24 protein-coding genes are annotated in these 19,538 nt (G+C 68.9%); 17 read left to right on the top strand and 7 right to left on the bottom strand.

Annotation, left to right across the window (positions count from 1 at the left end; all coding sequences use genetic code 11):
* Positions 1 to 61: 61 nt before the first annotated feature.
* The 3 genes from rho to hemE form a co-directional block, all read right to left on the bottom strand.
* Positions 62 to 1,327 (bottom strand): transcription termination factor Rho, encoded by a 1,266-nt coding sequence (gene rho, locus U742_RS0107850; RefSeq protein ID WP_029351755.1) that lies wholly within the window; start codon positions 1,325 to 1,327, stop codon positions 62 to 64.
* 232 nt (positions 1,328 to 1,559) lie between these two features.
* On the bottom strand, positions 1,560 to 1,934 hold the full coding sequence (locus U742_RS0107845; protein ID WP_051660986.1) for a CopD family protein: 375 nt from the start codon (positions 1,932 to 1,934) through the stop codon (positions 1,560 to 1,562).
* A gap of 51 nt (positions 1,935 to 1,985) precedes the next feature.
* Positions 1,986 to 3,056, bottom strand: a complete 1,071-nt coding sequence (gene hemE, locus U742_RS0107840) for a uroporphyrinogen decarboxylase (protein ID WP_051660945.1) — start codon at positions 3,054 to 3,056, stop codon at positions 1,986 to 1,988.
* 314 nt (positions 3,057 to 3,370) lie between these two features.
* Here hemE and U742_RS0107835 point away from each other — a divergent pair, with 314 nt between their 5' ends.
* The 5 genes from U742_RS0107835 to dnaQ are packed head-to-tail and all read left to right on the top strand — an operon-like array spanning position 3,371 to position 7,062.
* Positions 3,371 to 4,210: a pyruvate, water dikinase regulatory protein gene (locus U742_RS0107835; RefSeq protein WP_038360876.1), complete on the top strand. Its 840-nt coding sequence runs from the start codon at positions 3,371 to 3,373 to the stop codon at positions 4,208 to 4,210.
* The gene (locus tag U742_RS0107830; RefSeq protein ID WP_051660943.1) at positions 4,210 to 4,866 is read left to right on the top strand and encodes a Maf family protein; all 657 of its coding nucleotides are present in this window, start codon (positions 4,210 to 4,212) and stop codon (positions 4,864 to 4,866) included. Before U742_RS0107835 ends, U742_RS0107830 begins: the two co-directional genes overlap by 1 nt.
* A gap of 13 nt (positions 4,867 to 4,879) precedes the next feature.
* Complete coding sequence (locus tag U742_RS0107825) at positions 4,880 to 5,722, top strand: shikimate dehydrogenase (RefSeq protein WP_029351744.1); 843 nt, start codon at positions 4,880 to 4,882, stop codon at positions 5,720 to 5,722.
* Entirely contained in the window at positions 5,722 to 6,339 is a 618-nt protein-coding gene (gene coaE, locus U742_RS0107820) for a dephospho-CoA kinase (RefSeq protein ID WP_029351741.1), read from the top strand. The genes U742_RS0107825 and coaE overlap by 1 nt, the downstream gene beginning before the upstream one ends.
* Before the next feature lie 6 nt (positions 6,340 to 6,345).
* Positions 6,346 to 7,062, top strand: coding sequence for a DNA polymerase III subunit epsilon (gene dnaQ, locus U742_RS0107815; RefSeq protein WP_029351739.1), 717 nt, complete (start codon positions 6,346 to 6,348; stop codon positions 7,060 to 7,062).
* Positions 7,063 to 7,080: 18 nt separating this feature from the next.
* Here the strand turns inward: dnaQ and secB are convergent, their stop codons facing one another.
* Positions 7,081 to 7,557 (bottom strand): protein-export chaperone SecB, encoded by a 477-nt coding sequence (secB, locus tag U742_RS0107810; RefSeq protein ID WP_029351737.1) that lies wholly within the window; start codon positions 7,555 to 7,557, stop codon positions 7,081 to 7,083.
* 403 nt (positions 7,558 to 7,960) lie between these two features.
* Here secB and U742_RS0107805 point away from each other — a divergent pair, with 403 nt between their 5' ends.
* Genes U742_RS0107805 through U742_RS0107790 form a run of 4 tightly spaced genes read left to right on the top strand, consistent with a single transcriptional unit; the run spans position 7,961 to position 11,048 of the window.
* On the top strand, positions 7,961 to 8,689 hold the full coding sequence (locus U742_RS0107805) for a Tim44/TimA family putative adaptor protein (protein WP_029351735.1): 729 nt from the start codon (positions 7,961 to 7,963) through the stop codon (positions 8,687 to 8,689).
* A 12-nt stretch (positions 8,690 to 8,701) separates the two neighbouring features.
* Entirely contained in the window at positions 8,702 to 10,093 is a 1,392-nt protein-coding gene (locus U742_RS0107800) for a murein transglycosylase A (RefSeq protein ID WP_051660942.1), read from the top strand.
* Positions 10,090 to 10,686 (top strand): Smr/MutS family protein, encoded by a 597-nt coding sequence (locus U742_RS0107795; RefSeq protein ID WP_029351731.1) that lies wholly within the window; start codon positions 10,090 to 10,092, stop codon positions 10,684 to 10,686. The genes U742_RS0107800 and U742_RS0107795 overlap by 4 nt, the downstream gene beginning before the upstream one ends.
* Positions 10,683 to 11,048, top strand: a complete 366-nt coding sequence (locus U742_RS0107790) for a helix-turn-helix domain-containing protein (protein ID WP_029351729.1) — start codon at positions 10,683 to 10,685, stop codon at positions 11,046 to 11,048. Before U742_RS0107795 ends, U742_RS0107790 begins: the two co-directional genes overlap by 4 nt.
* A 37-nt stretch (positions 11,049 to 11,085) precedes the next feature.
* Here the strand turns inward: U742_RS0107790 and hslU are convergent, their stop codons facing one another.
* From hslU to hslV, 3 genes are read right to left on the bottom strand one after another with little or no spacing between them, the layout of a single operon-like run.
* Positions 11,086 to 12,393, bottom strand: a complete 1,308-nt coding sequence (hslU, locus tag U742_RS0107785; RefSeq protein ID WP_029351727.1) for an ATP-dependent protease ATPase subunit HslU — start codon at positions 12,391 to 12,393, stop codon at positions 11,086 to 11,088.
* Positions 12,390 to 13,457 carry a hypothetical protein gene (locus U742_RS0107780; RefSeq protein ID WP_029351725.1) on the bottom strand — a complete coding sequence of 356 codons (1,068 nt, stop codon included), beginning with the start codon at positions 13,455 to 13,457 and terminating at the stop codon, positions 12,390 to 12,392. Before U742_RS0107780 ends, hslU begins: the two co-directional genes overlap by 4 nt.
* Positions 13,454 to 14,011, bottom strand: coding sequence for an ATP-dependent protease subunit HslV (hslV, locus tag U742_RS0107775; RefSeq protein WP_029351724.1), 558 nt, complete (start codon positions 14,009 to 14,011; stop codon positions 13,454 to 13,456). The genes U742_RS0107780 and hslV overlap by 4 nt, the downstream gene beginning before the upstream one ends.
* A gap of 200 nt (positions 14,012 to 14,211) precedes the next feature.
* Between hslV and hisB the strand changes: the two genes are divergently transcribed.
* From hisB to U742_RS0107735, 8 genes are all read left to right on the top strand, one after another.
* The gene (gene hisB / locus U742_RS0107770) at positions 14,212 to 14,805 is read left to right on the top strand and encodes an imidazoleglycerol-phosphate dehydratase HisB (RefSeq protein ID WP_029351722.1); all 594 of its coding nucleotides are present in this window, start codon (positions 14,212 to 14,214) and stop codon (positions 14,803 to 14,805) included.
* Between the two features lie 84 nt (positions 14,806 to 14,889).
* Complete coding sequence (locus U742_RS0107765; RefSeq protein ID WP_197028211.1) at positions 14,890 to 15,363, top strand: DUF2628 domain-containing protein; 474 nt, start codon at positions 14,890 to 14,892, stop codon at positions 15,361 to 15,363.
* Positions 15,360 to 16,010 carry an imidazole glycerol phosphate synthase subunit HisH gene (gene hisH, locus U742_RS0107760; RefSeq protein WP_029351718.1) on the top strand — a complete coding sequence of 217 codons (651 nt, stop codon included), beginning with the start codon at positions 15,360 to 15,362 and terminating at the stop codon, positions 16,008 to 16,010. The genes U742_RS0107765 and hisH overlap by 4 nt, the downstream gene beginning before the upstream one ends.
* Positions 16,007 to 16,741 (top strand): 1-(5-phosphoribosyl)-5-[(5-phosphoribosylamino)methylideneamino]imidazole-4-carboxamide isomerase, encoded by a 735-nt coding sequence (gene hisA / locus U742_RS0107755; protein WP_038361004.1) that lies wholly within the window; start codon positions 16,007 to 16,009, stop codon positions 16,739 to 16,741. The genes hisH and hisA overlap by 4 nt, the downstream gene beginning before the upstream one ends.
* Positions 16,742 to 16,752: 11 nt before the next feature.
* A complete protein-coding gene (gene hisF, locus U742_RS0107750) occupies positions 16,753 to 17,526 on the top strand; it encodes an imidazole glycerol phosphate synthase subunit HisF (protein ID WP_029351714.1) in 774 nt (257 codons plus the stop codon).
* Positions 17,527 to 17,536: 10 nt separating this feature from the next.
* Positions 17,537 to 17,872: a phosphoribosyl-ATP diphosphatase gene (locus tag U742_RS0107745; RefSeq protein WP_029351711.1), complete on the top strand. Its 336-nt coding sequence runs from the start codon at positions 17,537 to 17,539 to the stop codon at positions 17,870 to 17,872.
* 59 nt (positions 17,873 to 17,931) lie between these two features.
* The gene (gene coaA / locus U742_RS0107740) at positions 17,932 to 18,891 is read left to right on the top strand and encodes a type I pantothenate kinase (protein ID WP_029351709.1); all 960 of its coding nucleotides are present in this window, start codon (positions 17,932 to 17,934) and stop codon (positions 18,889 to 18,891) included.
* Positions 18,892 to 18,899: 8 nt separating this feature from the next.
* Complete coding sequence (locus U742_RS0107735; RefSeq protein WP_029351707.1) at positions 18,900 to 19,520, top strand: alpha-ketoglutarate-dependent dioxygenase AlkB family protein; 621 nt, start codon at positions 18,900 to 18,902, stop codon at positions 19,518 to 19,520.
* The last annotated feature ends 18 nt before the right edge of the window (positions 19,521 to 19,538 follow it).

Below are 19,538 nucleotides of genomic sequence, written 5' to 3'. Positions count from 1 at the left end.
TGGCCGGGACATGCCCGGCCATCGGAGAGATGGATCATCGCGACGCGAGACCTGCGCGGCCTCAGGTGTTCATCGAATCGAAGAAGTCGCCATTCGTCTTGGTCTGGCGCAGCTTGTCGAGCAGGAACTCGATGGCGTCGACCGTGCCCATCGGATTGAGGATACGGCGCAGCACATACATCTTCTTGAGCACATCGTTCGGCACCAGCAGCTCCTCCTTGCGGGTACCAGAACGAGTGATGTCGATGGCCGGGAAGACGCGCTTGTCGGAGACCTTGCGGTCGAGGATGACCTCGGAGTTACCCGTGCCCTTGAACTCCTCGAAGATCACCTCGTCCATGCGCGAGCCGGTCTCGATCAGCGCCGTGGCGATGATGGTCAGCGAGCCACCTTCCTCGATATTGCGCGCCGCACCGAAGAAGCGCTTCGGGCGCTGCAGGGCATTGGCGTCGACGCCGCCGGTGAGCACCTTGCCCGAGGACGGCACCACCGTGTTGTAGGCGCGCCCGAGGCGGGTGATCGAATCGAGCAGGATGACGACGTCGCGTTTGTGCTCGACCAGGCGCTTGGCCTTCTCGATCACCATCTCGGCGACCTGCACGTGGCGGGCGGCCGGCTCGTCGAAGGTGGAGGAGATCACCTCGCCCTTCACCGAGCGCTGCATGTCGGTGACTTCCTCCGGTCGCTCGTCGATGAGCAGCACGATGAGGTAGCACTCGGGATGGTTGGTGGTGATCGACTGCGCGATGTTCTGCAGCAGCACCGTCTTGCCGGTGCGCGGCGGCGCCACGATCAGGCCGCGCTGGCCCTTGCCGATCGGCGCCACGATATCAATGATCCGCGCTGAGAAATCCTTGCGGGTCGGGTCTTCGAGCTCGAGCTTCAGTCGCTCGTCGGGATAGAGCGGCGTGAGGTTGTCGAAATTGATCTTGTGCCGGATCTTCTCAGGGTCTTCGAAATTGATCGTGTTGACCTTGAGCAGGGCGAAATAGCGCTCGCCTTCCTTGGGCGAGCGGATCTGGCCCTCGACGGTGTCGCCGGTGCGCAGGCCGAATCGGCGGATCTGCGAGGGCGAGACATAGATGTCGTCGGGACCCGGAAGATAGTTGGCATCCGGCGAGCGCAGGAAGCCGAAACCGTCGGAGAGGATCTCAACGACGCCTTCGCCGATGATGTCGGTCTCGCGGGCGGCGAGCTGTTTGAGGATAGCGAACATCAGCTCCTGCTTGCGCAGGGTGCTCGCATTCTCGACCTCGAGTTCTTCGGCGAAGACGAGCAGCTCAGCCGGAGTCTTGGACTTGAGGTCCTGGAGCTTCATTTCCCCCATGGGAAAGGGCCTCGGGTGTTGGGAACGCCGGCACGGCCTCGCGTGCAACGGCATGTCGGCAGGGATGGGACGCTGGTCTGCGGATCGAACCGGGCGGAGCCGGGATCTTACCCGACGCGCCGACCGGCATCGGGGAACGATGTCGGGCCAAGGATCACGCGTCAGCCAGCTTTGTGGAAAGCACGCGCAACATAGGCAAGCCGCCGATTCCGCGCAAGCCCGGTTTCGAAGATCAGAAGGGTTTCAGCACCACGAGCAGCACGATGCCGATCATCAACACGGTCGGCACCTCGTTGGCGATGCGGTAGAAGCGGGCCGGACGCGCGTTACGGTCCTCGGCGAACTCCCGCACCCAGCGCGAGAGCTGGCCGTGGAAGGCGCTCATCGCCAGCACCAATACGAATTTGGCGTGGAACCACGGCGCCGTCCACCAGCCGCCCTCATAGACCAGCCAGAGCCCGGCGAGCCAGGTGACCCCCATCGCCGGATTGATGATCGCCTTGAGCAGGCGCCGTTCCATGACCTTGAAGGTCTCGGACTGCGGCGAGCCCGCCGGCGCGTCGCAGTGATAGACCATCAGACGCGGCAGATAGAGCATCCCCGCCATCCAGGAGATGACGGCGAGGATGTGCAGCGCCTTGATCCAGTCATAGAGCACTCAGAACCCCCGCACCCGCCTCAGCATCTGCTCCACATGAGCAATCGGCGTCTCGGGACGAATGCCGTGGCCGAGATTGAAGATATGCGCCGCCCCGCGGAAATCCTCCATCAGCGCGTCGATGCCCTTATCCAGCGCATGACCGCCGGCGATCAGCCGCAGCGGATCGAGATTGCCCTGCAGGGCGCAGCGCCCACCCAGCGCCGCGCGCACGCCGCGCCGGTCCGCCGTCCAGTCCAGGCCGACCGCATCGACGCCGGCCGTCGTCGCCAGCTCGATGAGCCCGGAAAGTGTTGCGCCCTTCGGGAAGGCGATTATCCGCGCCTGCGGCACCGAGGCACGCACCGCGCGCACGATCCGAGCGATCGGCCCGATAGTCCAGCGCCGGAAGCCTTCCGGATCGAGCACGCCCGACCAGGTGTCGAAAATCTGCACCGCGTCAGCGCCGGCACGGAGCTGGCCGATCAGATAGAGGCTTGAGGCCTCGACCAGCCGGTCGATCAGCGCGCCGAAGAAGACGGGGTCGTTCAGCGCCGCCAGCCGCGCCGGCATCTGGTCGTCGGTACCGCGCCCGGCGACCATGTAGGTCGCCACTGTCCAGGGCGCGCCGCAGAAGCCGAGCAGGGCGGTCTCCGCCGGCAGCCCGGTGCGGACCTTTGCCACCGCCTCATAGACCCGGTCGATCTTTTCCGGATCGAGCCGCGAGGACAGACGAGCCAGATCGCTTGATGACGTGATGGTCTCGAGGCGGGGCCCCTCGCCCGCTTCGAAGGCGAGCCCGCAGCCGAGCGCATGGGGGACGACGAGGATATCGGAGAACAGGATCGCCGCATCGAAGCCGAAGCGGCGGATTGGCTGCAGCGTGACCTCGGCCGCGTAGTCCGGCGTGTAGCACAGGGTGAGGAAGTCACCGGCCCTGGCGCGAAGCTCCCGGTACTCAGGGAGATAGCGTCCAGCCTGACGCATCATCCAGATCGGCGTGCGATCCGGCACATGGCCGGACAGCGCCTGAAGCAGCCGGCTTTCCGGCAGGCTCTTCGGATCGACAGGCTCGGTCCACCGCCCGTTCATACTTTTTAAATCTCTTTGATAGAGAGAGTCGTAGTTGGTGTGGGGTGCGGATTAGCCGGGTTCCGCGTCATCGGCAACCAATCCCCAGCCTTGGCGGGTGTGTCCCCCGGCTGAGCGATTAACTTTTCCTTTACGATTCAAGTACCTCAAGAGGCAGGCCGGGGTTCTTCCCGTCTTTCGTCCAGAGGCCTCCCGCGTTCTCCACAGCCGGCAGGCATGTGGATGGTTCTGCCTGCTTTCCCCAGCCGGGCCTTGCCAGACCCCCTCCCGCCATGGCTTGTACCTCGGTCATACACAGGGCTGTGGATGACCGCGTGACCTCGGAGAGCTATTTCCATCTGCACCTGGTGTCGGACTCGACCGGCGAGACGCTGATCAGCGTCGGTCGCGCGGCGGCGGCGCAATATTCCCATGTGAAGCCGATCGAGCACATCTATCCGCTGGTACGTACGCATCGCCAGCTCGACCGGGCGATCGGCGAGATCGAGGAAAATCCCGGCATCGTCCTCTACACACTCACCGAGCTGGAGCTGCGCGAGCGGCTGAAATCCTATTGCGAGCGCAACGGTGTGCCGGTGCTCTCGGTGCTGGCGCCGGTGGTGCGGCTCTTCCAGGCCTATCTCGGTGGCACGCCGACCCCGCGCGTCGGCGGCCAGCATCAGCTCGACGGCGAGTATTTCCGCCGCATCGACGCGATGAACTTCACCGTGATGCACGATGACGGCCAGCATGTGGACGGGCTGGAGGCGGCCGACGTAGTTCTGCTCGGCATTTCCCGCTCCTCCAAGACGCCGACCAGCATCTATCTCGCCAATCGCGGCATCAAGACCGCCAACATCCCGCTCGTCCCGAACGTGCCGGTGCCGCCGAGCCTCAACGAGCTCAAGCGCCCGCTGGTGGTCGGCCTCGTCGCCAGCCCGGAGCGGGTGGTGGAGATCCGCCGCAACCGCCTGCTAGGGCTCAATGCGGTGCAGGCCAACGACGCCTATATCGATCGTGAGGCCGTGGCGGAGGAGATCGCCTTCTCGCGCCGGCTCTGTGCTCGCGCCGGGTGGCCGGTGATCGACGTCACCCGTCGCTCCATCGAGGAGACCGCCGCCGCCATCATAGGGCTGTTGCAGGAGCACCGCCGCAAGCTCGACGAGGCGGGCTGATGCCCAGCGAAGCAGGCCATGAAGCCGCGCGGCAGGAGACACCGTCCGGCCTGTGGACCGGTGCGGCGCCGCTGATCCTCGCCTCCAAGAGCGCTACGCGCCGGGCGTTGCTGGAAGCCGCGCGGGTGCCGTTCGAGGTGGCACCAGTCGATGTCGACGAGCGCGGCCTGGAGGCGGAGGCACTCGCCGCCGGCGCGAACGCGGCCATCGTCGCCGCGACACTCGCCCGCGCCAAGGCGCGCGCGGCAAGCCGTACCGCGCCCGGCCGACTGGTCGTCGGAGCGGACCAGACCCTCTCGCTGGGACAGATCCAGCTCCACAAGCCGGTGGACCGGGAAGCCGCCCGCGCGCAGCTCGCCCAGCTCGCTGGCAGGACCCACGCTTTGCTCTCCGCCGTGGCGGTGGCGCGCGATGACCTTGTCCTGTTCGAGACGGTGGAGGTGGCCTACCTCACCATGCGCCCGCTGGACGCGCCGACGCTCGAAGCCTATCTCGACGCGGCGGGGGACGCGGTGCTGGGCAGCGTCGGCGCCTATCAGCTCGAAGGCCTCGGCATCCATCTATTCACGCGCATCGAGGGCGACCATTCGGTGATCCTCGGCTTGCCGCTGCTGCCGCTGCTGGCCTTCCTGCGCACCGAGGGCGTTCTGAAGTGAGAGGTTCCGGGACATGACCCTGCGCGCCTGCGTTATCGGTCATCCGATCAGCCATTCCCGCTCGCCGCTGATCCATGGTCACTGGCTGGCGGAGCACGGCATCGACGGCTCTTACGGGCGCGAGGACGTTCCGCCCGAGGCGATCGAGGGCTTCCTCGCGAACTTCGCCGCCTCCGGCTATGTCGGTTGCAACGTCACCGTGCCGCACAAGGAAGCCGCCTTCCGCGCCGCCGAATGTGACGAGGTGGCGGGCGCGCTCGGGGCCGCCAACACGCTGTGGCTCGAGGGCGGCCGGCTGATGGCGAGCAACACCGATGTCTACGGCTTCCTCGCCAATCTCGATGCCGGCGAGCCGGAATGGGCCCGCGCGCTCGGCGAGGCCGTCGTGCTCGGGGCCGGCGGGGCGGCGCGCGGCATCGTCCATGGCCTCCTCTCGCGCGGCGTCGACCGCGTCGCCGTCGTCAACCGCAGCTTCGACCGGGCGGAGGCGCTACGCGCCCGGTTCGGCCCGAAGGTGGTGCCGGTGCAATGGCGCGACCTGCCCGGCCGGCTCGCCGGCGCGCGGCTGCTCGTCAACACCACCTCGCTCGGCATGAAGGGCCAGCCGCCGCTCGATCTCGACCTGTCGCCGCTCTCGCCGGACGCCGTCGTTACCGACATCGTCTATGTGCCGCTGGAGACGCCGCTGCTGCGTGCCGCCAAGGCGCGGGGCCTCGCCACCATAGACGGGCTCGGCATGCTGCTGCACCAGGCGGTGCCCGGCTTCGAGCGCTGGTTCGGCGTGCGCCCGCGCGTGACGCCGGAGCTGCGGGCACTCGTCATCGCCGATCTCGCCGCCAAGGGGCAACTGGCGTGATGGGCGTGCGACCGTTCCGCCTCGGGCTGACCGGCTCCATCGGCATGGGCAAATCGACCACCGCCGCCCTGTTCCGCGAGTTCGGCGTGCCGGTGCACGACGCCGATGCCGCCGTCCACGCCATCTACGAGGCCGAGGGCGTCGCCCCTGTCGAGGCGGCCTTTCCGGGCGTTGCGGTCGAGGGCCGCATCGACCGCGCCAGGCTCGGCACGCAGGTGTTCGGGGACGACGCGGCGATGAAGCGGCTGGAGGCCATCGTGCATCCCTTGGTGCGCGCCCGCGAGGCGGCCTTCCTCGTCGGGGCGGCGCGGGACGGCGCGCCCATCGCCGTGCTCGACATCCCGCTGCTGTTCGAGACCGGAGCCCGCGAGCGGGTCGATGCGGTCGTCGTGGTCTCCGCGCCGGAATCTGTGCAGCGCGCCCGCGTTCTTGCGCGGCCGGGCATGACGGACGAAAAATTCGCGGCGATTCTGACGCGGCAGATGCCTGATTCGGAAAAGCGCCGGCGCGCTGATTTCATCATCGACACCGGCAGCGGGATTGAGGCCGCCCGCGCGCAGGTCGGGGAGCTGCTCGCCGCGCTGACAGCGCGGGCGAACGCAAGCACGGGGAACTGAGGAACGATGCGCGAGATCGTGCTCGACACCGAGACCACGGGGCTCGATCCGCTGCGCGGCGACCGGCTGGTGGAGATCGGCTGCGTCGAGATGCTGAACCGCATCCCCACCGGCCAGAGCTTCCACGTCTACATCAACCCGCAGCGCGACATGCCCATCGAGGCGTTCAACGTGCACGGGCTCTCGGCTGAGTTCCTCGCCGACAAGCCGCTCTTCGCGCATGTGGTCGACGATTTCCTGGCTTTCATCGCGGATTCGCCGCTGGTGATCCACAACGCGTCGTTCGACATTGGCTTCCTCAATGCCGAGCTGACGCGGGCGGGCCGCCCCGTCCTCACCTTCGACCGCGTCGTCGATACGCTCGCCATGGCGCGCCGGCGCCATCCCGGCGCCTCCAACAGGCTCGACGACCTGATGGCGCGCTACGGCATCGACGGCTCGCGCCGCACCAAGCATGGCGCGCTGCTCGATTCGGAATTGCTGGCGGAGGTCTATGCCGAGCTGGCCGGCGGCCGACAGGCGGCGCTCGGCCTCGTCACCCTCGATGGCGGGTTCCGCCGGCAGGGCGGCGTCGGCTCCGGCTCACTGAAGCGCCCGGTGCCGCTGGCCCCGCGGCTGAGCGAGGGCGAGATGGAAGCGCACGCGGCCTTCCTGCTCACCCTCGGCGAGAATGCGATCTGGAAGGACTATCTGGACGCCGCCCCCTCGGCCGCGGCCGAGTAGGGCGCGCACTCAATCCGGTCAGGACGCGAGGACCGGACCCTTCGGCGCGGTCTGCGCCATGCGCTGGCGGTACAGCGTCACGAAATCGACCGGGTCGATCATCAGCGGCGGGAAGCCGCCATTGCGCACCGTGTCAGCGACGATCTGACGCGCAAACGGGAAAAGCATGCGCGGGCACTCGATCATCACGAAGGCATGGACAGTTTCCTGCGCCACGTTCTGCACGCGGAACACGCCGCCATAGCTGAGCTCGACGGCGAACAGCAGCTTGTCCTGCACCTCGGCCTTGGCGTCGATCTTGAGTTCGACCTCGAACTCGCCCTCGCGGAGCGGCTTGGCGTTGACGTTGATCTGGATGCCGATCTTCGGCTGGCCCGAGGGCACCAGCGAGGCGGGCGCGCCCGGGTTCTCGAAGGACAGGTCCTTGATGTACTGCGCCGCGACGTGCAGGGTCGGCGTTCCCTGGGCGTTGGCGGCGGTGCCAGTGTCGGTCATGGCGTTCTCCATATTCCACCGGCTGGCGGCGGTGTTCGTCAAAGGTCCTGCGGCGGCCAGGCCATAGACCTTGATTAAAGGCGCGTGTCGCTAACACGCCTGTCCACCGGCCACAAGGCGCGGCCGGGTTCCGTTGCCCGCCGCAGCCCGGCGGCCGGCCTGCAAAAGGCGAGTTCCGCAAGGGCGCAAAGGGCTCTACTCTCGCCGCAGCGCGCCAATGCCGCTCCGCACCTGCTGCCAAATGCTGACGCTGCGGCAATGCGGGGGTAGCGAAATCGGTGCGAGGGCGTACATAGAGATGAGGGAACCGCACGGTGCGACGGTCGTGCGGAGCCGATTTACGAGTGGTGTCAACGGCGGAACGGCAGCCTCGCCGTTCCCGAGGCAAGCGCGGCAGAGCGACGTGTTGGATATCTATACGATCATCTTCCTGGTTCTGGCCGTGTTCATTTTCATGCGGCTGCGCAGCGTGCTCGGCCAGCGCACCGGGCGCGAGCGGCCGCCCTATGATCCCTATTCGCGCCGCGATCCCGCCAAGGCGCCGACAGGACCCGAGGCTGGTTCCGACAAGGTGGTCAATTTTCCTGACCGTGTTGCAGAGCCGGCCAATCCGCCCGATGCAACCGATGCCGACACGCCGCCCCCGCCGCGCTGGGCTGGCGTCGCCGAGATCGGCTCGGCGGTCGCCAACGGGCTCGACGCCATCGCGGCGCAGGAGCGCGGCTTCGACGCCAAGCATTTCCTGGAAGGCGCCCGCTCGGCCTATGAGATGATCGTGCTCGCCTTCGCCAATGGCGACCGGCGCGCGCTGAAGGATCTGCTCGCCAAGGACGTCTATGACGGCTTCGCCGCCGCCATCACCGAGCGCGAGGGACGCGGCGAGACCATGGAGACCCGCTTCGTCGCCATCGACAAGGCCGACATCGCCGACGCGCAGGTGAAGGGCCGCACTGCCCAGATCACCGTGCGCTTTGTCTCGCAGCTCATCTCGGTCACCCGCAACGCCAGCGGCGAGGTGGTGGACGGCGATCCCGAGACGGTGGCCGACGTCACCGACGTGTGGACCTTCTCGCGCGATCTCGGCGCGCGCGACCCGAACTGGAAGCTGGTCGCCACCGAAGCCGCCTCGTGAGAGACTGCGGGGGTGCGCGCCACCACCCTGACCATCCTCACCGTACTAACCGCCGGCCTGATCGTGCTGACCGGCCCCGCGTTTCCGCTCGCCGGCGCGCTTTCCGGCGCTGCCCGCGCCGAGGCGGCGACGCACCGCGCCGAGGCGGAGAAAAGAGCGAAGCGCTCCGCCCACAGGCGTGAGGCCCGCCAGCATGCGCGGAAGCATCCAGCCCCCGTATTCCGCATGCCGCAGGCCTTCATCGAGCCGATCTCCTTCGACCGGATGACGGGTTGGGCGGAGGACGACCATGCGGTTGCCTTCGCCACCTTTCGCAAGAGCTGCCGGCCGATCCTTCAGGGTGGCGACCCGGTGCGGCCCGGCCGGCCGGTCTTCGGGGCGCTGCGCGAAGTCTGCCAGCGCGCGGAACGGCTCGGCTCCCACCCCTCCGAAACGGCGGCCAAGCACTTCTTCGAGAAGGAGTTCCGCCCCATCCTCATCGCCCCGGCCGAGAGCACGCACGGCTTCCTCACCGGCTATTACGAGCCCGAGGTCGAGGGCTCGCTGACCCGAACGGACGAATATGCCTCGCCGCTCTACCGCCGCCCGCCGGACCTGGTGATCACGGCGCCGAAGAAGGGCGCGCCGCCCTCCAACAAGGGCGAGGCCTTCCGACGCGACGGGCGCGAGCTGGTGCCCTATTACGACCGGGCGGAGATCGAGGACGGCGCGCTCGCCGACCGCAAGCTGGAGATCGCCTGGCTGAAGGATCCGGCGGATGCCTTCTTCGCCCATATACAGGGTTCGGTGCGCGTGCGCCTGCCCGATGGCGGCGTGCTGCGCCTGAACTATGACGGCCATAACGGCCAGAACTACACGCCGGTCGGCCGTATCCTGGTCGAGCGCAACATCATACCGCGCGAGAAGATCTCGATGGATGCGATCCGCGCCTATATCGCGGAGAATCCCGAGGCCGGAAAAGAGCTCATGCGGCAGAACAAATCCTATGTGTTCTTCCGCGTGGCGCACGAACTGAAGGCCGATGACGGCGCCGTGGGCGCGCAAGGCCTGCCGCTGACCGCCGGGCGCTCCATCGCCGTTGACCGCCAGCTCCACGTCTACGGCACGCCCTTCTTCATCGATGCCGAGCTGCCGCTCGAATCCGCTGACAAGCTTTCGACCTTCCGCCGGCTGATGATCGCACAGGACACCGGCTCGGCGATTATCGGCCCGGCGCGCGCCGACATCTTCTTCGGGGCCGGCAAGGAGGCCGGATCGATCGCCGGGCGGCTGCAGCATCCCGGCCGCTTCGTCATGCTGCTGCCGCGCCGTCTCGATCCCTCGCTCGCCCCGGCGCCGCCCTTGCCGCGCCCTCGTCCGGCCGATGCGCCGAAGGGCGATGCCACGGCGGAGACGTCACCGTGAGTCGCCGCCGCAACCTTGACGCCGAGGAGCGCGCGCTCTGGCGGCATGTCACGCAGTCGATCCGGCCGCTGAAGCCGGAGCCGGCCGCCATGCCGCCTGTGGAAACAGCGGCGCCCGACGCGGAACCGGCCGCGCCGCAAGTGTCCGCGCCACGCTCGAAGCCGGTCCGCACGCCTGTGCGGCCGGTCGCTCCGCCGCCGACCCCGCTGGCGCCGCTCGAACCAAAGCTGCGCCGCCGCCTCTCGCGCGGCGGCTCGGACGTCGATGCGCGGCTCGACCTGCATGGCCTTACGCAGGCGGTCGCCCATCAGCGGCTGCGCAGCTTCCTCGCCGGCGCGCAGGGGCAGGGCCATGCGCTGGTGCTGGTCATCACCGGCAAGGGCAACCCCTACGGCGCGGACGCGTCCGAGGGGCGCCACGTGACGCTTGCCGGCGAGGGCGGGCGTGGCGTGCTGCGCCGCCTGGTGCCGCAATGGCTGGCAGCGCCGGAGATGCGCATGCTGGTCGTCGGCTTCGAGACCGCCGCGCGCGGCCATGGCGGGGAAGGCGCGCTCTATGTGCGCATCCGCCGGGTGAGGGAGCGCCGGCCATGACCCCCTTCGGCCGCCGCATGCGCGAGCTGCGCGCCGAGCGTGGCGTGACACTGAAGGAAATGGCCGAGGGGATCGGCGTCTCCGCCGCCTATCTCTCGGCGTTGGAGCACGGCAAGCGCGGCCAGCCGACCTTCATCATGCTCCAGCGCATCATGGCCTATTTCAACATCATCTGGGACGATGCCGAGGCGCTGCGCGCGCTCGCCGAGGTGTCGGACCCGCGGGTGGTGGTCGACACCGCCGGACTGACGCCGGAGGCGACCGAGCTCGCCAATCTGCTCGCCCGCGAGATCGCCACCCTGCCGCAGGAGGCGGTGGCCGAATTGCTTGGCCGGCTGAAGATCCTCAGTCGGCCCGGCTGATCCTCATGGATTCACGTGAAACGCGGTGCCGGCCCGCTCACAGGATGAACCGGCTCAGATCCGCGTTCTTGGCGAGGTCGGCGACGCGGTCGCGCACATAGGCACCATCGACCTTCACGGTCTCGCCGGAACGGTCGGGCGCGGAGAAGGACAGCTCGTCCAGCACCCGCTCGATCACCGTCTGCAGCCGGCGCGCGCCGATATTCTCCACCGTCGCGTTCACCTCCACCGCGACGTCGGCGATGGCCTCCACCGCGTCCTCGGTGATCTCCAGCGTCACCCCCTCGGTGCCCATCAGCGCCACCGACTGCTTGACGAGGCTCGCCTCGGTCTCGGTGAGAATGCGCTTGAAGTCCTCGCGGGTCAGCGCCTCCAGCTCGACGCGGATCGGCAGCCGGCCTTGCAGCTCGGGCAAGAGGTCCGAGGGCTTGGAGACGTGGAAGGCGCCGGAGGCGATGAACAAGATGTGGTCGGTCTTCACCGGCCCGTGCTTGGTCGAGACCGTGGTGCCCTCGATCAGCGGGAGGAGGTCGCGCTGCACGCCCTCGCGGGAGACGTCGGCACCGCCGCGGCGGTCGCTGCCGGCGATCTTGTCGATCTCGTCGAGGAAGACGATGCCGTTCTCCTCCACCGCGCGGATCGCCTCCTGTGTGATGGCGTCCTGGTCGATCAGCTTGTCGGCCTCTTCCGAGAGCAGCAGCGGATGCGCCTCCTTCACGGTGACGCGGCGCGGCTTGGAGCGCCCGCCGAATGCCTTGCCGAGCATGTCGCCGATCGAGATGGCCCCCATCTGCGCGCCCGGCATGCCGGGGATCTCGAACATCGGCATGCCCTGCTGGCCGGAGGCGACCTCGATCTCGACCTCCTTCTCGTCGAGCGTGCCCTCGCGCAGCTTGCGGCGGAAGGTCTCGCGCGTGCCGGGCGAGGCATTGGAGCCGACCAGGGCGTCGAGCACGCGCTCCTCGGCGGCGAGATGCGCCTTGGCCTCGACCTGCTTGCGCTTCACCTCGCGCACCAGCCCGATGCCGATCTCGACGAGGTCGCGCACAATCTGCTCGACGTCGCGCCCGACATAGCCGACCTCGGTGAACTTGGTCGCCTCGACCTTGAGGAAGGGCGCGCCGGCCAGCTTGGCGAGGCGGCGGGAGATCTCCGTCTTGCCGACGCCGGTCGGGCCGATCATCAGGATGTTCTTCGGCAGCACCTCCTCGCGCAGCTCGCCCTCGAGCTGCTGGCGGCGCCAGCGGTTGCGCAGCGCGATGGCGACCGCGCGCTTGGCCTTGTGCTGGCCGACGATGAAACGGTCGAGTTCGGAGACGATCTCGCGGGGGGAGAAATTGGTCATGACGGGGACGCGACGCTCGGATGTGGGAGCCGGCGGGCGAGCCCGGACGGCAGAACGGAGAGGATGGCCCGGCGCAACGGATGCCACGCCGCGCTGAGCAGCAGCACGAAGGCGCCGAGGGCGAGGACGGTGAGGGGCGTCGTGGTGCCGGACAGTCCCGCATCGCGGATCAGCGAGCCGAAGGCGATGCCGGCATAGATGAGGCCGGAGACCAGCAGCGCCCGCCGGTCGATCAGCACCGCGATCAGGCCGAGCACGACGAAGGTGCCGAGGATCGGCCAGGCGGCGCCGGTACCCCCGCTCCGCACATCGGCGGCGAAGCCGCTCAGCAGCGGATGTACGATCAGCGGCGCGGCCAGCAGATGCAGCCAGAAGGCGATGTCGGTGCGCCGCGTCTCGCGCGCGGGATCGGAAAGATCGAAGCGCATGGCGAGCGCGAAGACCGCGAGCCCGCATGCCACCAGCAGCGGATTCAACGCGACCGAAAGAACACCCGGGACCAGGGCGCCCGTGACGCCGAGCGCGGTCGCCACCAGCGCCGCCGCCCCGGCGGCCGGGGTGATCGGCACGCGGAAGCGCCAATAATGCAGGGCTGCCGCGCCTACCGTGACGAGGCCGGCAAGCGCCACCGCGACCGGATGGCCGCCGCCCGATACGAGGTTCCTGACTACGACCAGCTCGTCGGTGCCGGCCAGCGCATTGGCCAGCGCGACGAACACCGACACGCAAAACACCACCAGCAGCACGATGCTCGGCAGCGCCATGCGCTGGCGGCGGGTGAAGAACTCCGCCAGCAGCCAGGACGCAAGCACCAGCACGCCCGCCATGCCGGCGGCCCCGAGCACGCGCGCGAAATAGGCGAGCGCCCCGAGGAACAGCGCGAGGCCGAGGGTGACGAAGATGTCGCCGAAGCCGGAGATGAAGCGCAGCCGCTCGTCGTCCTGCGGCGCGGCGGCGATGGCGGCCGGCGCCAGCTCGGCGTCCAGCGAGCGCAGCCGCGCGGCCTGCTCGGAAGTGAGTATGCCGCGCTCGACCGCTGCCAGCACGGTGCGTTCGGAGATCATCCGCCGATCGTCTCCACCACCACGTTCTGGTTGGTATAGATGCAGATGTCGGCGGCGATGGCGAGGCTGCGGCGCACGATCGCCTCGGGGTCCTGCCCGCTGTCGGCGAGCGCGCGGGCGGCGGCGAGCGCATAGCCCCCGCCTGAACCGATGGCGGCGATGCCGTTCTCCGGCTCCAGCACGTCGCCGGTGCCGGTGAGCACCAGCGTGAGGTTGGCGTCGGCGACGATCATCATCGCTTCCAGCCGGCGCAGATAGCGATCGGTGCGCCAGTCCTTGGCGAGCTCGACGGCGGCGCGCTGGAGCTGTCCGGGATATTGCTCGAGCTTGGCCTCCAGCCGCTCGAACAAGGTGAAGGCGTCGGCGGTGGCGCCGGCGAAGCCGCCGATCACGTCACCGCGCCCGAGCCGGCGCACCTTGCGCGCGTTCGACTTCATCACCGTGTTGCCGAGCGTGACCTGCCCGTCGCCGCCGATGGCGACGCGTCCGCCGGCGCGGACCGAGACGATGGTGGTGCCGTAGATGGTGTCGGGCGAATGCTGGGAAGGCGTCATGAAGGGCTCCGGTCGAGACGCCTTACTTAAGCCCTGAGGGCGCCGGCGCAACCATGGCATACCGGCCGACGCGCCCTGCCCGTCGCCGCCGCCCCTTCATGACGGCGCGAAGCGAGCGCCGCCAGCGGCTTGACGCAGCGCGGCATATGGCGCCGGGGCGCCATAGCTGCTAAGACGCCCGCGCTTTTCGGGAGCCCGTCATGCGCAAGGCCGAGATCACCCGCGCCACCAAGGAGACCGACATCCGCGTCGCCGTCGACCTCGACGGCACGGGGAAGGTGTCGGCCGCGACCGGCGTCGGCTTCTTCGATCACATGCTCGACCTGCTCGGCCGGCACGCGCGCATCGACCTCGTGGTCGAGGCCAAGGGCGACCTGCACATCGACTTCCACCACACGGTGGAGGATGTCGGCATCGCGCTCGGACAGGCCGTGCGCAAGGCGCTCGGCGACATGCGCGGCATCACCCGCTATGCCAGCCTCGATTTGCCGATGGACGAGACGCTCACCCGCGTCGCGCTCGACATCTCCGGCCGGCCCTTCCTGGTGTTCCGCACCAGCTTCCCGGCGCCGAAGATCGGCGAGTTCGACACCGAGCTGGTGCGCGAGTTCTTTCAGGCCTTCGCGATCAATGCCGGCGTGACACTGCATGTCGAGACGCTGTATGGCGACAATGCGCACCATATAGCGGAGAGCTGCTTCAAGGGCCTCGCCCGCGCGCTGCGCGCCGCCCTCGCCATCGATCCGGCGGCGGCCGGCGAGATTCCCTCCACCAAGGGCAGCCTCGGCGGCTGACCCGCGACCGGCGCCGCGATAGGCGTCGGTACTGACGAAGGACGGGCAATGGCGGTCTGGACGGTCTTCCAGCCGGATGACGGGATGACGGACAGCACGCGCGGCCGATGGGCCGAGCGCATCGTCTTCGTGCGCGAGGCGACGGCGTGGAGCGCGATCCTGTTCGCGCCGCTGGTGCTCATCGCGCACCGGCTATGGCTGGCGCTCGTCCTCTATGTCCTCGCGCAGGTGCTGATCCTGCTCGTCATCGCCAATCTCGATCTCGGCGACGCCGAGAACCTGCTCCTGCTGCTGCCGAACCTGTTCGTCGCCTTCGAGCTCTCCGCCCTGCGCCGCCGCAAGCTTTCCGCGCGCGGCCATGAGGAGATCGGGGTGGTGGTGGCGCCGAACCGCGAGGCGGCCGAGCGGCGCTTCTTCGAGAGCTGGCTCGAGGCCGGCGGGCGCCCTGCGCCGGCCGTCGCCGCCGCCGCCACGCGTCCGGCCGAGCCTCCGCCGGGCTATGTCGCCCGGCCGCCGGCAAATTCGGTGATCGGGCTGTTTCCGGAGGCCGGCCGATGAAGGTGGCGCTGATCGACTACGGCTCCGGCAATCTGCACTCGGCCGGCAAGGCGCTGGAGCGGGCCGCCCGCGAGGGCGGCACCGGCGCGACCATCCTCGTCACCGACGACCCCGAAGCCGTGCGCGGTGCGGACCGCATCGTGCTGCCCGGCGTCGGCGCCTATGCCGATTGCCGTCGCGGCCTCGATGCCGTGCCCGGCATGGTCGACGCGCTGACGGAAGTCGTGCGCGGCAAGGGACGGCCCTTCCTCGGCATCTGCGTCGGCCTGCAGCTCATGGCCGAGCGCGGTCTCGAACATGGCGTGACCGAGGGGCTCGGCTGGATCGCCGGCGACGTGGTCAAGCTCGCCCCGGCCGATCCCGATCTCAAGATCCCGCATATGGGCTGGAACTCGCTGGAGACGCGGCGCGATCATCCCCTGCTCGCCGGCATACCGACAGGTCCGGATGGGCTCGACGCCTATTTCGTGCATTCCTACCACCTCGCAGCGGCGGCGGAGGCCGACGTCGTGGCGGTGAGCGACTATGGCGCGCCGGTCACCGCCATGGTGGCGCGCGACAACCTCGCCGGCACCCAGTTCCATCCCGAGAAGAGCCAGCGCCTCGGCCTCGCCCTTCTCGCCAATTTCCTGACGTGGACGCCGTGATCCTGTTTCCCGCCATCGACCTCAAGGAAGGTCTCTGCGTACGCCTGCAGCAGGGCGACATGAACCGCGCCACCGTGTTCAACCACGATCCCGCGCAGCAGGCGGCCGAGTTCGAGAACCAGGGCTTCCGCTACCTGCATATCGTCGATCTCGACGGCGCCTTCGCCGGCAAGCCGGTGAACGCCTATGCGGTGGAGCGCATCCTCGAGGCGGTCACCATGCCGGTGCAGCTCGGCGGCGGCATCCGCGACATCGCGACCGTCGAGGGCTGGCTCGCCAAGGGCGTCACCCGCGTCATCCTCGGTACCGCCGCCGTGCGCGACCCCGCCTTCGTGAAGGACGCGGCGCGCCGTTTCCCCGGCCGTGTCGCGGTCGGGCTCGACGCCAAGGGCGGGCGCGTGGCGGTGGAGGGCTGGGCGGAGACCTCGGACCTCGACGCGCTCGATCTCGCCCGGCGCTTCGAGGATGCCGGCGTCGCCGCCATCATCTACACCGACATCGACCGCGACGGCCTGCTGAAAGGCCTCAACCTCGACGCCACCATCGCGCTCGCCGAGGGCATCTCGGTCCCGGTCATCGCCTCCGGCGGCCTCGCCTCGCTCGACGATGTGCGGGCGCTGATGGAACCGCGTGCCGCCAGGCTCGAAGGCGCCATCACCGGCCGCGCACTCTATGACGGGCGGCTCGACGCGCGCCGGGCGCTCGCCTTGCTCGCCGGGCTGCCGCTATGAGCGGGGATTCCATGCTGAAGGTGCGCGTCATTCCCTGTCTCGACGTCAAGGACGGCCGTGTCGTCAAGGGTGTGAAGTTCGTCGACCTGCGCGACGCCGGCGATCCGGTGGAGGCGGCCAAAGCCTATGACGCCGCCGGCGCCGACGAGCTGTGCTTCCTCGACATCACGGCGAGCCACGAGGCGCGCGGCACGCTGATCGACGTGGTGAGCCGCACCGCCGAGCAGTGCTTCATGCCGCTCACCGTCGGCGGCGGCGTGCGCACGGTGGAGGACATCCGCGCCCTGCTGAATGCCGGCGCCGACAAGGTCTCGATCAACACGGCGGCAGTGAACCGGCGCGATTTCGTGCGCGAGGCCGCGGAAAAGTTCGGCGAGCAGTGCATCGTCGTCGCCATCGACGCCAAGCGCGTCTCGGCGCCGGGCGAGGCGCCGCGCTGGGAGATCTTCACCCATGGCGGGCGCAACCGCACCGGCATCGACGCCATCGACTATGCGCGCGAGGTCACCGAGCGCGGCGCCGGCGAGATCCTGCTGACCTCTATGGATCGTGACGGCACCGGCGAGGGCTTCGACATCGCGCTGACCCGCGCCGTCTCCGACGCCGTGCCGGTGCCGGTGATCGCGTCGGGCGGCGTCGGCACCCTCGATCATCTGGTCGATGGTATCGCCGAGGGGCGCGCCTCGGCGGTGCTCGCCGCCTCGATCTTCCATTTCGGCACCTTCACCATTGGCGAGGCCAAGCGGCGGCTCGCCGAAGCCGGCCTGCCGGTCCGGCTCGCCTGAGGAACCGGCAATGGCCAAGAAACCCGCGCGCGTTACGCTGGAAGACCTCGCCGCACTGGTGGCCGAGCGGGCGAAGGGCGGCGGCAAGCCGTCCTACACCCGCACGCTGATCGACAAGGGCGTCGCCAAATGCGCCCAGAAGCTCGGCGAGGAGGCGGTGGAGACGGCGCTGGCGGCGGTCGGCAGCGACGACAAGGCGGTCGTTTCGGAGGCCGCCGATCTCCTCTACCATCTTGCCGTTCTCTTGGAGGTGCGCCACATCGCGATCGACGACGTCTATGCCGAGCTGGCGCGCCGCACCGCCCAGTCCGGCCTGGAGGAGAAGGCGTCGCGCTCCGGCGCCTGACGCCCGTGACGCAGAAGCACAGCCGCTGGACCCGCGACGCGACAGGGGGAAGGGCGTTCATGGACCTGAAGATCGACAGTGCATCGCTCTCGCCCTACCGCAATTTCACCCGCACCGAATGGGCGTCGTTGCGCGCCGATACCCCGCAGACGCTGAAGAGCGACGAGATCGCCCGGCTGCAGGGCCTGAACGACCGGCTGTCCATCGCCGAGGTCGAGGAGATCTACCTGCCGCTCTCGCGCCTGCTCTCCATCTATGTCGGCGCGACGCAGAAGCTGTTCCGCGCCATGGAGAAATTCCTCGGCCCCGAGCGCGACGGCAAGATGCCCTACATCATCGGCGTCGCCGGTTCGGTCGCGGTGGGCAAATCGACCACCTCCCGCGTGCTGCAGGCGCTGCTGGCGCGCTGGCCCAACACGCCGAAGGTGGCGCTCATCACCACTGACGGCTTCCTGCTGCCCAACGCCGTGCTGGAGCGCGAGGGGCTGATGCAGCGCAAGGGCTTCCCGGAGAGCTACGACCTGCCGGCGCTGCTGCACTTCCTCACCGACATCAAGGCCGGCCACCATCCGGTCCGTGCGCCGCTCTACAGCCATTTCCACTACGACGTGATGCCGAACGAGACGACCGAGGTCGACCGGCCGGATATCCTCATCGTCGAAGGGCTGAACGTGCTGCAGACCAGCCGCCCGCCGAAGGACGGCAAGGGCATTCCCTTCGTCTCGGATTTCTTCGACTTCAAGATCTACATCGACGCCGACGAGAGCATATTGGAGCGGTGGTATGTCGAGCGCTTCATGCGCCTGCGCGAGACCGCCTTCCGCGATCCGGGCGCCTATTTCCACCGCTACTCGAACATCACCGACGCCGAGGCGGACGCCACCGCCAGGGCGATCTGGCGCGGCATCAACCTCGCGAACCTGCGCGAGAACATCCTGCCCACCCGCCAGCGGGCCGATCTCATCCTGCGCAAGGGCGGCGACCATCAGGTCGAGGCGGTCGCGCTGCGCAAGCTGTGACGGACGCGATGGCGGCCCCGGTCGAGATCGCTCCGGGCTGCCTGTGGTGGCAGGGCTATCTCGACCGCGCCGCGCAGGAGCAGCTCGTCGCCGAGCTGCGCGACCTGCTGGCGCAGGCGCCGCTCTTCACGCCCCGCATGCCGAAGACCGGCAAGCCCTTCTCTGTGCGCATGTCGAATTGCGGCCCGCTCGGCTGGGTGTCGGACGAGGCGGGCTATCGCTATCAGCCGACGCATCCGGAGACGGGCCAGCCGTGGCCCGCCTTCCCGGAGCGCCTGCTCGCCGCCTGGCGGGACCTCGCCGGCACGGCGCTGCAGCCCGAGGCCTGCCTGATCAACTGGTATGGTGAGGGCGCCCGCATGGGCCTGCATCAGGATCGCGACGAGGAGGAGTTCGCCGCGCCGGTGCTCTCCCTCTCGCTCGGCGACACCGCGGTGTTCCGCATCGGCGGACGCGAGCGCGGCGATCCCACCCGTTCCATCCGTCTCGCCTCAGGCGACGCGCTGCTGCTGTCGGGGCCGAGCCGCCTCGCCTTCCATGGTGTCGACCGGGTGATTCCCGGCAGTTCGACGCTGCTGAAGCAGGGCGGGCGGATCAACCTCACTCTACGCAGGGTTCATCCGGGCTGATCGTCCGCCGACAGGGCG

The sequence above is a fragment of the Allobosea sp. 117 genome (genome assembly GCF_000702305.1).
GTDB lineage: Bacteria > Pseudomonadota > Alphaproteobacteria > Rhizobiales > Xanthobacteraceae > Ancylobacter.
Note: the sequence above shows the minus strand (reverse complement) of the source record. Positions and strands in the feature narration are given on the sequence as shown.

Bases quoted from the DNA above. Each gene is read 5' to 3' on its own strand.
- rho (WP_029351755.1), bottom strand. From the start codon at position 1,327: ATGGGGGAAATGAAGCTCCAGGACCTCAAGTCCAAGACTCCGGCTGAG.
- U742_RS0107845 (WP_051660986.1), bottom strand. From the start codon at position 1,934: ATGGCGGGGATGCTCTATCTGCCGCGTCTGATGGTCTATCACTGCGAC.
- hemE (WP_051660945.1), bottom strand. From the start codon at position 3,056: ATGAACGGGCGGTGGACCGAGCCTGTCGATCCGAAGAGCCTGCCGGAA.
- U742_RS0107830 (WP_051660943.1), top strand. From the start codon at position 4,210: ATGCCCAGCGAAGCAGGCCATGAAGCCGCGCGGCAGGAGACACCGTCC.
- U742_RS0107825 (WP_029351744.1), top strand. From the start codon at position 4,880: ATGACCCTGCGCGCCTGCGTTATCGGTCATCCGATCAGCCATTCCCGC.
- coaE (WP_029351741.1), top strand. From the start codon at position 5,722: ATGGGCGTGCGACCGTTCCGCCTCGGGCTGACCGGCTCCATCGGCATG.
- dnaQ (WP_029351739.1), top strand. From the start codon at position 6,346: ATGCGCGAGATCGTGCTCGACACCGAGACCACGGGGCTCGATCCGCTG.
- secB (WP_029351737.1), bottom strand. From the start codon at position 7,557: ATGACCGACACTGGCACCGCCGCCAACGCCCAGGGAACGCCGACCCTG.
- U742_RS0107790 (WP_029351729.1), top strand. From the start codon at position 10,683: ATGACCCCCTTCGGCCGCCGCATGCGCGAGCTGCGCGCCGAGCGTGGC.
- hslU (WP_029351727.1), bottom strand. From the start codon at position 12,393: ATGACCAATTTCTCCCCCCGCGAGATCGTCTCCGAACTCGACCGTTTC.
- U742_RS0107780 (WP_029351725.1), bottom strand. From the start codon at position 13,457: ATGATCTCCGAACGCACCGTGCTGGCAGCGGTCGAGCGCGGCATACTC.
- hslV (WP_029351724.1), bottom strand. From the start codon at position 14,011: ATGACGCCTTCCCAGCATTCGCCCGACACCATCTACGGCACCACCATC.
- hisB (WP_029351722.1), top strand. From the start codon at position 14,212: ATGCGCAAGGCCGAGATCACCCGCGCCACCAAGGAGACCGACATCCGC.
- U742_RS0107765 (WP_197028211.1), top strand. From the start codon at position 14,890: ATGACGGACAGCACGCGCGGCCGATGGGCCGAGCGCATCGTCTTCGTG.
- hisH (WP_029351718.1), top strand. From the start codon at position 15,360: ATGAAGGTGGCGCTGATCGACTACGGCTCCGGCAATCTGCACTCGGCC.
- hisF (WP_029351714.1), top strand. From the start codon at position 16,753: ATGCTGAAGGTGCGCGTCATTCCCTGTCTCGACGTCAAGGACGGCCGT.
- U742_RS0107745 (WP_029351711.1), top strand. From the start codon at position 17,537: ATGGCCAAGAAACCCGCGCGCGTTACGCTGGAAGACCTCGCCGCACTG.
- coaA (WP_029351709.1), top strand. From the start codon at position 17,932: ATGGACCTGAAGATCGACAGTGCATCGCTCTCGCCCTACCGCAATTTC.
- U742_RS0107735 (WP_029351707.1), top strand. From the start codon at position 18,900: ATGGCGGCCCCGGTCGAGATCGCTCCGGGCTGCCTGTGGTGGCAGGGC.